Raw genomic sequence first — 14,689 nt, forward strand, 5'->3', positions numbered from 1 at the left:
TCGTGAACGAGGCGACGACCGCCGTGGCGAGCCTGACCGTCGAAAATTACGTGAAGACGATCGCCCTGATCGCCGATCGCAACCCGCCCGGCGTCGCCGTCTCCACCGGCGCGCTGGCGCAGGCGATGGGGGTCTCGCCGGGGACCGTCACCGGCATGCTCAAGACCCTCTCCGAGGCGGCCCTGGCCACCTACGCCCCGTACGAAGGAGCCCGGCTCACCGAGTCCGGAAACCGCCTCGCCCTGATGGTCATCCGCCGCCATCGGCTGCTGGAACTCTTCCTGGCCAAGACCCTGGACATGACCTGGGACGAGGTCCACGAGGAAGCCGAGCACATGGAGCACGCCGTCTCCGAGCGGCTGATCGACCGCATGGAACAGTTCCTCGGCCATCCGGCCGTCGACCCCCACGGCGACCCGATCCCGGCCGCCGACGGCTCGCTGAACAATCCCCAGGGGGTCCCGCTGTCCCAGTGCGCCCCGGGCGCGAACTTCCGGGTGATCCGGGTGATGGACCAGGATTCGGCCTTCCTCCGCTACCTGACCGAATGCGGCCTCGACCTCAACGCCGAGGGGGTCCTCCGCGAGAACCGCGCCGAGGCCGGCGCGGTCGTCTGTCGCATCGGCGGGCGCGACGTCGCCCTCGGCGCGGCCGCCGCGGAGAAGGTCCTCGTGGAAACCCGCTGAACCGGAGCCCGGCGATCGCGGCCCGGAGACTCCCTTCATGAGCCTGCTGGTCGTCGATCCCGGCTTCTTCACGACGGTGCAGGACCTCGGACGCCCCGGCGCCCGCGCGTACGGCGTGCCGCTGGGCGGGGCGTTCGACCGGGAATCGCTGACGCTCGCGAACGCCCTGGCGGGCGACGAGCCGGGCCCGGCCGCGCTCGAGATGACGCTCCGCGGCGGCGCGTTCGAGGCCCTCGACGACCTCGGCGTCGCCCTCGCCGGCGCGGCGATGGACGCCGCGATCGTCGGCCCGGACGGCTCGCGAAGGTCGATCCCGATCCCGTCGAGCGCCCGGCTGCGTCAGGGGGAGCGGATCGAGTTGGGCCGGGCCCAGGACGGGGCGCGGACCTACCTGGCGACCCCCGGCGGCTTTCAGACCGCCCCCTGGCTCGGCAGCCGTTCCCGCGAACGTCCCATCCGTCGGGGAGACGTCCTCCCCGCCGGGCCGAGCCGCCTGGAATTCCGACGCCCCGCGAAGCCAGCCTCGATCGAACTCCCGGCGCCGTTCCGCATCCTCCCCGGCCCGGACTGGGGGCTGCTGGACGACCCCGAGGCGCTGATCGCGGCCCGGTTCCGGGTCGGCTCGCGGAGCGACCGCATGGGGATGCGGCTGGACGGAGGGCCGATCACGATCGCCCCGACGCCCGAGCGACTCTCCGCGCCGGTGACTCCGGGAGCGATCCAGATGGCCGGCGGACGGCCGATCGTCCTGGGGGTCGCCTGCGGGACGATGGGGGGCTATCCCCACGTCGCGCAGGTCGCGTCGGCCGACCTCGACCGCCTGGGGAGGCTCCGCCCCGGCGACCCCCTGTCGTTCGAGCCGGTCTCGCTGGCCGAGGCCCGTCGGCTGGATCGCGAGGCCCGCGAGGCGCTTCGCGGCCGATCCCTTCGCCTGATCGCGGCGGCCCGCGACGGCCGTTGTTGAGCTTGCCGGACGACCCGGATTGGGGTACACCACGACCTCTCCACGTCGCCCTTCGGGTCCCAGGCAGAGGTCGTCCGATGTCGCATGATCGCCGAGGCCGGCGCGTACTGGCGGTGATGATGGCCTGCACGGCCGTCATGGCCGCAAACGCCGGTTGCCGCCGTTCGCCCTTCCATCGTCTCGCCGATTCCCCGCCCCCCGGGGCGTCGAAGTCCGTGACGGCGCTCGACCGCGCGGCGGTCCCGGAACTGGCCCCCGTCGTCGCGACGGCGGCCGCGCCGGCCGCCAGTCCGAAGGCCGTCACGGCGGTCGTCCATGAGACGCCTTCGACGACCTCGACCCCCATCGAGAACGAGGCCGAAATCGAAGCCGAGGCCGAGGCGACGGCCGACCTCACGCCGGCCCCCACCCCCCTCCTCGACGCCGCCCTGCGCCGGGCCGACGCCGCCGAGGAGGCCGAGCGCCGGGCACTCCAGGCCGCCCTGGCCCCCGAGCCCGAGCCCGAGCCCGAACCGGCGACCATCGCACCGACGGCCCCCGAGCCCAGGCCCGAGTCCGAGCCCGAGCCGGCCGCTCCGACCATCCAGCCGGTCCCCGCTCCCGAGAAGGACGATTTCGAGCACGAACCGAAGCGCGACCCGGCCGTCGCGCCCGCCGTCTTGACTCTCGGAGCGAACGCCGAGGGGAAAGTCCTCGACGCGTCCCATGCCGAATCGGCCGCCGACTCCTCGCAGCCGACCACGGCCCCGGCGGAGCCCGCGACCGAACCCGAGCCCGCCCCCCTGCCCGTGCCCGATCCGGCTCCCGCACCGCCGGAGACCTCGCCCGCGACGACGAGCGCCGAGTCGGCCGAGTCGGCCGAGCCCGAGGGGCTTTCCATCAACGCGGTGCGGCTCTGTCGCAAGATCCACGGCTTCGGCTCGTTCGAGCCGATGAACGCGAACGCGCTGAAGGCGGGACGCTCGGCCCTGGTCTATTGCGAGCTGGGGGGTCTGGAATACCGCCCCGACGGCGAGGAGTTCGTCTCCCAGGTCGAAACCCGGGTCGAACTCGTCCGAGACGAGGACGACGCCAAGGTCTGGGAGGTCGTCGGAAAGGCCGAGGACCGTTGCCGGGCGCGGCGGCGCGATTCCTACGTCGGCACGCTCATCACCCTGCCCGAGTCCGTGGCCCCGGGCGCGTACACGCTCCGGCTGTCGCAGGCCGACGCGACCTCCGGGAAGGCCGCCGCCGCCGAGATCGCCGTCACGATCGCCCAGTGATCCCGTTTCCCCTGGGCGCCCGGCCTCGGCGCGTCTTGCCAAGGCCGCGTGGGCGAGCGACAATGCACCGGCATTCACCTCGCCCGTCGGTCGCTCCAGGGGAGATGAAACGATGACGCTCGCGATCCGGCCTCGCGCCTTGGCCCCCTTGCTCTTCGCCTTCACGGCCGTCGCGGCGAACCCGCTCCCGGCCCTGCCCGGATTCGCCCTCGCCGCCCGGGGGCAAGAGCCGAACCCCGACGAGGCGCCGACGGGCGTCCCGGAGGGCGAGATCATGGAGGAGCCTGGCGGCCAGGTCCCGGACGAGGCCGCGCCGCGAAGGGGCCGGGCCCGTTCCCGAGGCCCCGCGCGGAAGGGCGCGCCGACGCGGGCCCGCGCCGAAGCGGCCCCCAAGCCCGCGGAAGAGGCCGCCAAGTCGGCGGACGCCCCGGCGCCCAAGGCCGAAGCCCCGGCCGCCGGCCCCTCGTTCGCGCGCGACGTCGCCCCCGTCCTCGTCGCCGCCGGCTGCATCGACTGCCACAGCCCGGGCCGCCCCGGGTTCGCCCGCGGCAAGCTCGACATGGGCTCGTTCGAGAAATTCATGAAGGGGGGGGGCTCCGGCCCGGCCGCCGCCGCCGGCAAGCCCGACGAGAGCCACCTCATCCTCCGCGTGCGGGGCGACGAGGAACCTCGGATGCCCCCCGGCGACGACGCCCGACTCGGCGAACCGGCCGTCGCCGCGATCTCCGCCTGGATCCAGGCCGGCGCGAAGCTCGACGACGGGCTCGACCCCAAGGCCCCGATCAAGAGCTACGCGGCGTCCCCCCAGGACCTCGCCAAATCCAAGCTCGCCGAGATGCCTGCCGAGGCGCGCGACGCGAAGGTCACGCAGGCCGGCCTCGAACGCTGGAAGAAGGCCAACCCGGAACTCAAGCCCGAGATCGAGACGACCGAGCACTTCGCCCTGTTCACCACGCTCCCCAAGGACCGCGCGGCCAGCACGCTCAAGTCCATCGAGACGCAGCTCCCGGCGATCCGTCGGGTGCTCGGCCCCGAGGTGATCGACCGGCCGGAGAAGATCAGCTTCTACGCCTTCTCGGACCGCAAGGACTACGTGGAATTCCTCCGCACGGTCAAGCAGCGCGAGGTGGACGAGGAGGAGGAAGGGGACGCCGACCTCCGCACCGCCCAGCCTTACGTCGTGGTCGTGGCCCCGCCCGACGCCCCGGCCGCTTCGGCGACCGGGCCGAGGCGGAAGACGCGCGGGCGTCGCGACGCCGACGCCCCGGAAGGCTCCGGGCGGACGCTCGCCGGCCTGCTGATCGAGAACCTGGGCAGGGGGGCGGTGCTGGCGAACGGCTCGTCCCCCCGGTGGCTGGCCGAAGGCCTGGGCGTCTATCTCGCGGGGAGCGTCGAACGCCGGAGCCCCTACCAGCGGAAGCTCCGCGTCGCCGCGCTCGACGCCTTCAAGCTGGGCTGGCCGACCCGCGCCAGCGACGTCCTCGGCGGCGGCGAGCAGGTCTCGCCCGAGGAGTTCCGAGGCGTCAGCTTCGCCCTCGTCGAGTGCCTGACCTCCCCCCATTTCCGTCCCCTCTTCGGCGACTTCCTCACGGGCATGAGCAAGGGGGGCGACAAGCTCGACGACGTCATCAAGGACGTCTACGGCGCGGACCGCGAGACCTTCCTCAACGAAACCGGCGACTGGGTCGCCTCCACCTACGGCGGGGCCGACTGAACGACCCCCTGCCGTTTCCAGGCCGTCTCTCCCCCGCGAGCCGACCGCCGATTGGGTTCGTCCGCGCCGTCCAGGCAACGAACCCATTCGGCGCAACTCGCTTATCACCCTGAAATTACGATCGAAATCCGGCCCGCGGAATTGGCTTCGTTCGGCGCTTTTCACCTCGCAACGCCGCCGCGCTTCCGGTCGCGCGATCGGGGCGGTTTCAGCCCGCGCGCAACGGCCCCTGAGATGACGATGCGCCACGATCGACGATTGGGGACGACCGACCGGCGGCGATCATCCCGAGGCGACGTCGGGATACCTCAGCGAGACTTCCAGCTCCGCCCTCGTCAGGCGGTTCGAGACCTTGCGGTCGACGACGTCGCGGGCGGCCCCGGGTGGACGGGGGGGGCCAGGACGAGGCCGAGCCAGGGGTGATTGCAGCATCCTTGGGTCGATGGCCGGTGATAGACTGGTGCGAAAGCTGGTGGATCGACATCCTCTCCCGGCCTGGTTCCGCCGGCCTCTCGGCGGGGCGATACACCCGTCGGAGGCGAATCATGAACTTGCGATCGAGGGGTCGAGCGGGAGCCTGGGGCCTGAGACTGGCGTTGCTCGCCACGCTCGCGATCGGGCCGTCGGCCCGGTCTCAAGAATCGGCGGCCCCCCGGGCCGTGGTAGCCGGCTCGGTCCTCGACGAGGCCGGCAAGCCTGTCGCCGGCGCCGTCGTGTCGGCCATGCGTCCGGGATCGTCGTCCGAAACGACGACGATGACGACCGAAGCGGACGGCGCCTTCCGACTGCCCGTCTTTTTGGCCCCCAGCGGCTGGATCTTCGCGAACCTGCTGGCGGCCGAGGGCGACCGCCTGGGGACGCTCTCCGTGCGGAGCGATCCCCGCGACGCGACGCCCCTGGCGATCACGCTGAGGCCCGCCCGTCCCCTGGAGGTCCGCGTCGTCGACTCCGCCGGGGCGTCCGTGGAGGACGCCGATGTCTATTTCATGGTCGGCTTCAACCGACTGGCCGCCGGGAGTACGGACGCCGACGGCCGATGGACGGGCCGCGTCCCCGCCGATCCCCAGGGGTGGGCCGTCTACGCCCTCAAGCCGAAGGTCGGTTTCGACTACGCCCAGGCCGAGCGGGCCCGGGGCTCGGCCGACCCGCCCCACCCCCTGCCCGACCGGCTGACCCTGACGCTCGACGGCGTCCGGCCGCCCTTGCGGATCAAGGCCGTCGACCACCGGGGCAAGCCGCTCCCGGGGGTGAGGACCGGCCCCTGGCTGATCTCCAAGCCCGGCCGCGAGAGCCGACTGAACGGGATCGACGAGGTCTTCGTCGCGACCGACGTCGGGGGCGTGGCCGTGATCGACTGGCTGCCGGCGAAGCTGGACGGGTCGATCCTGATCCTGGGGAGGGCCGACGGGCACTTCCTGCCGAACCACTCCGTCCAGATCCCCGCCGACGAGCCGACCGAAGAGGTGACGCTCGAGTTCCTGCCCATGGAACGGCTCTCCGGCCGGGTCCTCACGGCCGACGGCCGGCCCGCCGCCGGCGCGATCGTCGCGGTCGACGGCCAGGGCGTCTGGCTCAACGGCTTCAACGGCCGGGCCCTCGCCGACGCCGACGGCCGGTACGACCTGAAGGTCCACGCCGAGCACGCCTACGTCGTCCGGGCGACGCTCGGCGACGGCCTGGCCTCGCCCCACCGGTCGCCCGTGGTCGTCCGCGCGGGCGAGCCGGTGGAAGGCGTCGACCTCGTCCTCGGGCCGGCGACGCGCGTGACCGGCCGCGTGACGGTCGGCGAGGATGCCGCCCCCGCTCCGGGGACCTACGTCTCGGCCCATTTCGACGCGGGCGGGATTCCCGACGAGTTGAAGCGTGAACGTCTGCGCGCCGGATTCGGCCTGAGCATGAATATCGGCGCGAAGGCCGACGCCCAGGGCCGCTACACGCTCTGGCTCGGGCCGGGGGAGTACCGGCTCGACGGCCCCGCCCGGGTCGAACCCGTGAAGCTGACGATCCCGGACCAGGCCCCGCCCGCCGAGCTGGTCCGCGACTTCCACATGCCGCGCGAAGAACGGGCTCAGCTCACGGTGACCGTCGTGGACGAGGCCGGGAAGCCGGTCGCCGACGCCGTCGTCGACGGGGCTTACCGTGCGATGACCGGGCATTTCAGCCAGGTCAAGACCGACGCGGGCGGCGCAGTCCGCGTCAATCGCTATCTCGACCCGCTGGTCCTCCACGCCGCGACGCCCGACCGGGCCCTGGCCGGGGTCGTTCGCCTCGACGCCGAGATGGGGGAGGCGAAGATCGTCCTGAAGCCGACCGCGACGGCGTCCGGCCGTCTCACCGACCCGGGGGCGTCGCCGGTTGCGAGGCGAACTTTCCGCTACGGCGTTCGGGTCGTCAACAGCGCCGACCGCAACGGCCCCTTCTCATGGTACTTCGGCGGCCCTGGGACGACCGATGCGGAAGGCCGTTTCGAGCTCCGCGGGCTCGTCGTCGGCGAGAGATACGAGTTGAACGTCGCCACGGAAGGTGGGAGGAGCTATACGGCCAAGGCCAAGGTGACGCCGACTACGCCGACGTCGCTCGCGCTGGGCGACGTCGTCATCGACATGACGCCTCCCAGGCCCTATGTTCCGCCGACGCCGGCGGAGAAGGCGGAGCGGTCGTTCGCCGGCAAGATGGAGAAGTCGCCGCAGGAGATCGTGACCGGCCTGATCGCCGAGGCCAGGCGCGAGTACACCCGCCCGATGCTCCTCGTGGGTCCGCCGAAGGACCCAGCGAACATCGAGCTCTTCCGCCTGTTCGACGTGAACTCTTCGGATGAGGAGTGGCACGACGGCAAGAATCCGAGGAAGACGCCCGGCGACCTGCGCTGGGAATTCGAACTGACGTCCCTCGACGACTCGCGCGACGACGTGAAAGCGTTCGCGAAGGAACTGGGCGCGGCAGGGGACGGGCCGCAGCTGGCCGCTCTGGACGTCGACGGCAAGCTCGCGGCGACGTATCCCCTTCGCACGGCCGACGGCAAGCTCGACCCAGGCCCGCTGACGGCGTTCCTGCAGGAGCACCGGCCGCCGACCCGCGACGCCGAGACCATGCTTTCCAGGGCGCTGGCGGAGGCCGAGGCCAAAGATCGGCGCGTCTTCCTGATCTTCTCGGCCTCGTGGTGCGGACCTTGTCGAATGCTGGCGCGGTTCCTGGACGCCCACAAGGACGAACTCTCCCCCCACTACGTCGTCGTCAAGCTGGACGTGAGCCGTGACGACCACATCCCGGCCCTCCGCGATCGCTACCAGGGCAAAGACGCCGTGAACGGCGTCCCCTGGTACGTCATCCTCGACGCCGCTGGGGCACCGCTCGCCACATCGAGCCGCGAAGCGGATTCCGACGACCTCGGAGCCTCCACCAACATCGGCTTCCCGTCCGAGCAGCCCGGAATCGACCACCTCATGGGCATGCTCCAGAGGACCGCCCCGCGACTCTCCGCCGACGTCCTGAACGGCCTGCGACGGGACCTGGAGAAGAAACCGTGACTCCTCACTCGACACCGCCTCAAGGGGTGGGGAGACGGCGATCGGGGTGCCACGGGTTCGCAGAACCCGTGGCACCCCATAGTATTCCGTCAGAACGTGGTGGAGTTGAATGAGGAGTTCCGAAGAAACCGTGACGAGGGCGTTCGGTGCCGTGAGGGCGGCCCGTCTGGTCGAGGCCGCTCTCCGAGGTGAGAGGGCACGCACAACCTACGCGACGTCGCCGAGGCACTGAACACGCCTCCGCGCCTTCGGGGCGGCTCCGACCTGCGCGCAACGGCCCCTGAGATGAGGATGCGGCACGATCGGCGATCGGGGACGATCGGCCCGGGGCGTTCATCCCGAGGCGTCGAGAGCGGCCGGGACGCCCGTGGTGACGTCGGGATACTTCAGCGAGACCTTCAGTTCGGTCCTCATCAGGCGGTTCGAGACCTTGCGGTCGACGACGTCGCGGGCGGCCTCGGGGGAGCCCGGTTCGGGGGGGATGAAGGTGGGCTCCGGGGCGTTCAGGTGGGCGGCGACGGCGTGGTAATATTCGCGACGGGGGACCGGGCGGTCGTCGCTGACGAGGTAGAGGGGGCCGGGCGAGGCTGCGTCGAGGGCGGAGGTCGCGGCGCGGGCGGCGTCCTCGACGTGGATCAGGCTGAGGGTCCGGTCGGGGTCGCCGGGGATCGGCTCGCCGCGTGCGATCAGGGTGCGACGGATGATCCGTTCGGGTCCGTAGAGGCCCGAGCAGCGGAGAATGACCGTCGAGACGCCCGACTCGCGGCTCCAGGCCGTCAGGGCACGCTCGGCATCGAGGCAGATGCGGCCGGCCTCGGTGATCGGCTCGGCCGGCGTCTGCTCGTCGACCCAGCCGCCGTCGACGTTGCCGAAGACGCTCGTCGAGCTGACGTAGACCAGCCGCGCGACGCTCGCCGGCAGCCGTTCGAGGACGTTCCGCAGGCCGTCGACGTACACCGAACGCTTGGACGGGCCGGCGTTGCGGTCGTAGCCGACGCAGAAGAGGACGCGGTCGACGGCGGGCAGGGAAGCCAGCGAGGGTACGTCGAGCACGTCGGCGACGACCGGGCGGACGCCGAGCGCGGCGAGGCCCGCGGCCCCTTCGGCCGAGCGGGTCGTGCCGAAGACCGTTTCGCCTCGGCCCGTCCATTCGGCCGCGACCCGACAGCCCAGGTAGCCGCATCCGACGATCAAGAGGCTCATGACGCGGGCTCCGCCTCGTCGGCGAGGGACTGGGGACGCTCTTCGATCTCGGGGCAGCCGGCGTCCAGATAATTTTGCAACAGAATGCGGGCGGCGAGCATGTCGCGCATCCCCTTGCGCTTCTGGCGCGAGAAGCCGACCTCGATGAGGACGTCCTCGGCCAGGACGGTCGTATATCGCTCGTCGTAGTAGAACACGGGGAGCCCGGTGGTCTCGGCCAGCCAGGCGCCCCAGGCGCGGGCCTTGACGGCGGATTCGCTCTCGCGGCCGCTCGTATGAATGGGGAGGCCGATGACGATCCGCTCGATCTCGTCCTCGGCCACCAGTTGCTTGTAGTGCCGCGCGTCCTGGGCGGGGTCCCGGCGCTCGTAGACTTCCAGCGGCGTCGCGATCGAGCCCCCGGGGTCGCTGATCGCCGCGCCGACGCGCTTCACACCGAAGTCGATCCCCAGCACCCGCCCCATGAAACGGCCCCCTCGCGCGCCCACGATCAGAGATACGCCCCGTAGCCGCGCCCGTCCAGGCTCTCGACCAGGGCCTTGAGCTGGTCGAGATGATCGCGACGGGCCACGAAGGTCGCCTTGCCGGACTGGACGACGACGACGTCGTCGAGCCCCAGGGTCGCGACCAGGCCGCCGTCGTCGGAGATGAGGATCGAGTCCTTGGTGTCGATCGCGATCACGTCCCCCTGGACGGCGTTGCCGTGTTCGTCGGCCGGGAGGAGCGAGCGGAGGGCCCGCCAGTCGCCGACGTCGTTCCAGTCGTAGGTGACTTCCAGCACCTTGACGTTGGCGGCCTTCTCCATCACCGCCTTGTCGATCGGCGTGCGTTCCATCTTGGGGAACTCGGCGGCGAGGACGTCCGGGCCGGCGGCGGTCCCCCAGGCCTCGCCGACGCGGTCGAGCGCGACGCCGAGGAGCGGCTTGTGGCGGCGGATCTCCTGGAGGATCGTCCGCGCCCGCCAGAGGAAGATGCCGGAGTTCCAGGCGAACGAGCCCGAGGCGAGGAATTTCTCGGCTGTCTCGCGGTCGGGCTTCTCGCGGAACTGGACGACCCGATTGACGGCCACGCCGTCGCGGGTCTCGATCAGCTCCCCGCGCTCGATGTAGCCGTAGCCGGTCTCGGGGCGGTTCGGCTTGATGCCGAAGGTGACCAGGGCGGAGGGGTCGGCGTCGATGACCGCGACGGCCGCCTCGACGGTCTTCAGGAAGACGTCGATCGGCCCGATGACATGATCGGCGGGCATGACGATCATCGTGCCGTCCGGGTCCTGGGCGGCGACGATCTCGGCGGCCAGCCCCACGCAGGGCGCGGTGTCGCGCGGGCAGGGTTCGGCGATCACGTTGGCGGTGGGAAGCTGGGGAAGTTGGGCGCGGGTGGCCTCGGCCTGGTCGGCCCCGGTTATGATCAGCACGCGCTCGGCGGGGACGAGCGGGGCGATTCGCTCGACGGTCTGCTGGAGCATCGTCGAGTCGCCGTGCAGATTCAGGAGCTGTTTCGGCCGATTGCGGCGGCTCTTGGGCCAGAACCTCGTCCCGCTGCCTCCCGCCATGATGATCGCGAAGAGCATGTCTCACCCCTGCCGGGCCGTCCTCGCGCACTCGCGGCGGGGCGGCCGTCGGCCTTCGAACGTCCTATTCGGATAGTCGACCCACGGATCCTTCCCTCGGATCATAACGATCGAGGGGGGGCGACCGTAAGGGGGAGGGGCGGCGTCCCGCGTCAGTGGAAGTTCTTGAGGGCCGACGCCTCGTCGTCGTAGATCGCGAAAAGGGAGTCGAACCGACCGATCCGGAACGTGTCGCGGAGGACCGGGCCCAGGCCGCAGATCTTGAGCTGGCCCTTGGCGGCGCGGATCTCGCGCTCGAGGTGGGCGAGCTGCCCGAGCATCGTGCTGGAGACGTACTGGACGGCGTCGAATTCGAGCAGCACCTTGGTGTGGTGCAGGTCGTTCACGACGGATTTCAGCTCCTCGCCGATGTCGAGCACCAGATCCGTGGCGTACATCAATTGGGAGCCGACGAAGCTGACCACCGCGACGCCGTCGACGTCGCGAAGTCGCAGATGCTTGAGCTGCGTGGCAGCCATGACGTGCATCCTGTTGAGTTCATTTGTTAGAAGGATCGGACGCTTTCAATCATACGCAGGCCGGTCAAGTCGAAATCGACCATCGGCGTGGGTCGGACGCAAAATGGTTGGTTCGCCGCAACCCCTCAGCCCCAACGCAGGCCGCCCAGACATCCCACTCCTCCCACCCAGGAAGTTCCGCCGCCATCCGCGACATTCAACAAATCCGGCCTCCGACTTTCCGGGGGGTCGATCCGCCCGTTGCAGCGGAGTGGCCTGGGAGTTTACAGTGGATGGGAAGAGGACCTCGCCCTGGGTCGTGCCGGGTAGGCGTCCGCGATCAATCGGGGCGTCCTCGCCCCATGAGCGTTCACCCACGTCGCACGGCGGGAGCCGGAGCCACTCAGGCTGAAGCCGGTTCCTCGCACGGCCGCAGCCGGTCCCCAGGCGTGCCGACACCCGCGTCTCGAAGACGTTCCGGGCTGGCGCACGCCGCGAAGGGGTCCCCAACCAATCCTCCACCGTCCTCTCCCTGGTCGGGTCGGACGTTCCTTGAAATAGGTGCATCCATGCCGAATGTCGCCGCTCAGATTGAGCGCATCTACCGAGACGTGGTCCATCGCAACCCCGGCGAGCTCGAATTCCACCAGGCCGTTAAGGAAGTGATCGAAAGCCTGGTGCCGGTCCTGAGGAAGCATCCCCATTACGCGGAGCACCGGATCATCGAGCGGATCTGCGAGCCGGAGCGTCAGATCATCTTCCGGGTCCCCTGGCAGGACGACGCGGGCCAAGTCCAGATCAACCGGGGCTTCCGCGTCCAGTTCAACTCGGCGCTCGGGCCTTACAAGGGGGGACTCCGCTTCCATCCCTCGGTCTACCTGGGCATCGTCAAGTTCCTGGGGTTCGAGCAGATCTTCAAGAACGCGGTCACGGGGATGCCGATCGGCGGCGCCAAGGGGGGCTCCGACTTCGACCCCAAGGGGCGTTCCGACGGCGAGGTGATGCGGTTCTGCCAGAGCTTCATGACCGAGCTGCACCGGCATATCGGCGAGTACACCGACGTCCCGGCCGGCGACATCGGGGTCGGGGCGCGGGAGATCGGCTACCTGTTCGGGCAGTACAAGCGGCTGACCAACCGCTATGAGTCGGCCACGCTCACCGGCAAGAGCCCGACCTGGGGCGGCGCGCTCGTCCGTCGCGAGGCCACCGGCTACGGCGTCGCCTTCTTCCTCGACGAGATGCTCCAGGCCCGCGGCGAGTCCCTCGACGGCAAGACCTGCGTCGTCTCCGGCTCCGGCAACGTCGCCGTCTACGCCATCGAGAAGATCCACGAGCTCGGCGGCAAGGTCGTCGCCTGCTCCGACTCCGACGGCGTCATCCACCACAAGGCGGGGATCGACCTCGACACCCTCAAGCAGCTCAAGGAGGTCGAGCGGCGGCGGATCAAGGACTACGTCGACATCCACCGCGACGCCGAGTACCACCCCGGCGCGTGCATCTGGCACGTGCCGTGCGACGTCGCCGTCCCCTGCGCCACCCAGAACGAGCTCGACGGCGAGGCCGCCAAGCGGCTGGTGGCCAACGGCTGCCGGGCCGTCGCCGAGGGGGCGAACATGCCCACGAACCCCGAGGGGATCAAGGTCTTCCAGGACGCCGGCGTGGCCTACGGCCCCGGCAAGGCGGCCAACGCCGGCGGCGTCTCCACCTCCGCGCTGGAGATGCAGCAGAACGCCAGCCGCGACGCCTGGAGCTTCGACTTCACCGAGCGCCGGCTCCGGGAGATCATGAAGGAAATCCATCGGTCTTGCTACGAGACGGCCGAGGAGTACGGCAGCCCCGGGAATTACGTCCTCGGCGCCAACATCGTCGGCTTCACCCGCGTGGCCGAGCCGATGGTCGCCTTCGGCGTCATCTGACCGGCCGACGGCCCCGCCTCCCGATCGGGGGGGCGGGGCGACCGCATCTCCCCGCCTTCCCTCCCGCCCGGCCGTCACGTCATCGGCCCTCGCCCACCCACTCCTCGTCGAAGACCGCCCGGTTGACGACCGATCGCCCTTCCGAGGTGTAGACGACCTGGATGGAGCCGTCCCGCGCCTGGATGGCGAGCGGATAGCCGTAGTCGCCGTCCCCCTCGGCGATGTTCCGGCGCACGGGCCAGGAGCGGTCCAGGTCGGGCGAGAGGGCGACGGTCAGGGGGGTGCGGCGGCTCATGCTGTCGTTGAAGATCAGCAGCAGGTTCCCCTTGCGGGTCTTGAGCAGGTCGACGGCCGCGTTGGGGTTCGGAAAGGCCGAGTCCCGCCCCTCCGACCAGGTCTGGCCGCCGTCGCGCGATTCCGAGCGGACGATGTGGCCGATGGTCTCCGGCTTGTAGTCGCCCGCGCGTCGGCAATAGGCCACGAGGTTCCCCGGCGACACCTCCGCGGGAGCGGGCTGGAGATTCCCCTTCGGCGAGACGATCCGGCCGGTCGACGTCCAGGCTTTCGTCCCGGGGTCGTAGCGGAGGAAGAACGAGTACGTGTCCGCCCCGCTGGCCTCGGTGTCGGCGCCCGTCTCGTGATACAGCGGCAGCAGGTACTCGCCGGTGCTCAGGACGATCGGCCGGTTGCGGACCAGCGTCCCTTCCTCCATCACCAGGAGCGAGGCGTCGGACCAGGTCTCCGCGCCGTCGGAGGAGAGCTTGGCCGCGACCCGCGAGGTCGACCAGGTGTCGCCGTAGCGGACGACGTAGAAGAGCCAGACCAGGCCGTCGGGGGCCTCCCAGACCACGGCGTTGCCGACCGAGTGGAACGGGTCGTGCGCGATCCGCTTCGGGGCGGTCCAGGCGTCCGTCCCCTTCTTGAGCCGCGAGCCGAAGACGCCGGTGTCGGTCGCGTACTCCCCCTCGCCGCCGTAATAGACGAGGTAGAGGTCGCCGTTCGCCAGCTCGGTCAGAGCGGCCGGGTGCTTGTACGGCCCGGTCTTCACCTCGGGCCCGAAGATCCGCTCGATGCGCAGGTCGCCGGCCCGGGAAAGGCTCGCGAGGGTCGTCCCCAGCATGGCCCCGACGAGGAGTGTGACGGCCGCCCGGCGCTTCATGAGTCCCGTCCTTCCCGATATGGAGTGAATCGGCGTCCCGCGCGTCCCCGGGCCGGCCGAGCCCATCGTGGCATCGCGGCGGGCGCGACGCAAGCGCGAGGCCGCCGCGCCCGACAAGGTCCATCGGAAGACCCTGGGCAGTCCTCGATCGCGTCTCCGGGGCGGCCCTTAGTCGGAACGCTGTACACGCC

The 14,689-nt window shown here is 70.7% G+C and carries 12 protein-coding genes; 6 read left to right on the plus strand and 6 right to left on the minus strand.

Annotation, left to right across the window (positions count from 1 at the left end):
• The first annotated feature begins 2 nt into the window (after positions 1-2).
• From VT85_RS21670 to VT85_RS21685, 4 genes are all read left to right on the plus strand, one after another.
• A complete protein-coding gene (locus tag VT85_RS21670) occupies positions 3-686 on the plus strand; it encodes a metal-dependent transcriptional regulator (RefSeq protein WP_231871423.1) in 684 nt (227 codons plus the stop codon).
• Between the two features lie 37 nt (positions 687-723).
• Complete coding sequence (locus VT85_RS21675; protein ID WP_068419953.1) at positions 724-1,650, plus strand: biotin-dependent carboxyltransferase family protein; 927 nt, start codon at positions 724-726, stop codon at positions 1,648-1,650.
• 77 nt (positions 1,651-1,727) lie between these two features.
• Complete coding sequence (locus tag VT85_RS21680; protein ID WP_156513007.1) at positions 1,728-2,912, plus strand: hypothetical protein; 1,185 nt, start codon at positions 1,728-1,730, stop codon at positions 2,910-2,912.
• Positions 2,913-3,024: 112 nt separating this feature from the next.
• Positions 3,025-4,626, plus strand: coding sequence for a c-type cytochrome domain-containing protein (locus VT85_RS21685; RefSeq protein WP_068419956.1), 1,602 nt, complete (start codon positions 3,025-3,027; stop codon positions 4,624-4,626).
• Between the two features lie 282 nt (positions 4,627-4,908).
• Here the strand turns inward: VT85_RS21685 and VT85_RS27890 are convergent, their stop codons facing one another.
• Positions 4,909-5,058: a hypothetical protein gene (locus VT85_RS27890; protein WP_156513008.1), complete on the minus strand. Its 150-nt coding sequence runs from the start codon at positions 5,056-5,058 to the stop codon at positions 4,909-4,911.
• A 113-nt stretch (positions 5,059-5,171) separates the two neighbouring features.
• Between VT85_RS27890 and VT85_RS21690 the strand changes: the two genes are divergently transcribed.
• Positions 5,172-8,153, plus strand: a complete 2,982-nt coding sequence (locus VT85_RS21690; protein WP_082858789.1) for a thioredoxin family protein — start codon at positions 5,172-5,174, stop codon at positions 8,151-8,153.
• Positions 8,154-8,486: 333 nt separating this feature from the next.
• Here the strand turns inward: VT85_RS21690 and VT85_RS21695 are convergent, their stop codons facing one another.
• From VT85_RS21695 to VT85_RS21710, 4 genes are all read right to left on the minus strand, one after another.
• On the minus strand, positions 8,487-9,356 hold the full coding sequence (locus VT85_RS21695) for an SDR family oxidoreductase (protein ID WP_068419960.1): 870 nt from the start codon (positions 9,354-9,356) through the stop codon (positions 8,487-8,489).
• Positions 9,353-9,820, minus strand: a complete 468-nt coding sequence (ruvX, locus tag VT85_RS21700) for a Holliday junction resolvase RuvX (RefSeq protein ID WP_068419962.1) — start codon at positions 9,818-9,820, stop codon at positions 9,353-9,355. Before ruvX ends, VT85_RS21695 begins: the two co-directional genes overlap by 4 nt.
• A 26-nt stretch (positions 9,821-9,846) precedes the next feature.
• Positions 9,847-10,926, minus strand: a complete 1,080-nt coding sequence (locus VT85_RS21705; protein WP_068419964.1) for a mannose-1-phosphate guanylyltransferase — start codon at positions 10,924-10,926, stop codon at positions 9,847-9,849.
• 152 nt (positions 10,927-11,078) lie between these two features.
• Positions 11,079-11,444 carry an STAS domain-containing protein gene (locus tag VT85_RS21710; protein WP_197490922.1) on the minus strand — a complete coding sequence of 122 codons (366 nt, stop codon included), beginning with the start codon at positions 11,442-11,444 and terminating at the stop codon, positions 11,079-11,081.
• A 548-nt stretch (positions 11,445-11,992) separates the two neighbouring features.
• Here VT85_RS21710 and gdhA point away from each other — a divergent pair.
• Positions 11,993-13,339, plus strand: coding sequence for an NADP-specific glutamate dehydrogenase (gene gdhA, locus VT85_RS21715; RefSeq protein WP_068419968.1), 1,347 nt, complete (start codon positions 11,993-11,995; stop codon positions 13,337-13,339).
• 79 nt (positions 13,340-13,418) lie between these two features.
• Here the strand turns inward: gdhA and VT85_RS21720 are convergent, their stop codons facing one another.
• Positions 13,419-14,498, minus strand: coding sequence for a sialidase family protein (locus VT85_RS21720; protein ID WP_068419970.1), 1,080 nt, complete (start codon positions 14,496-14,498; stop codon positions 13,419-13,421).
• Positions 14,499-14,689 lie beyond the last annotated feature (191 nt).

The organism is Planctomyces sp. SH-PL62 (genome assembly GCF_001610895.1).
In the GTDB taxonomy this organism is placed as follows: domain Bacteria; phylum Planctomycetota; class Planctomycetia; order Isosphaerales; family Isosphaeraceae; genus Paludisphaera.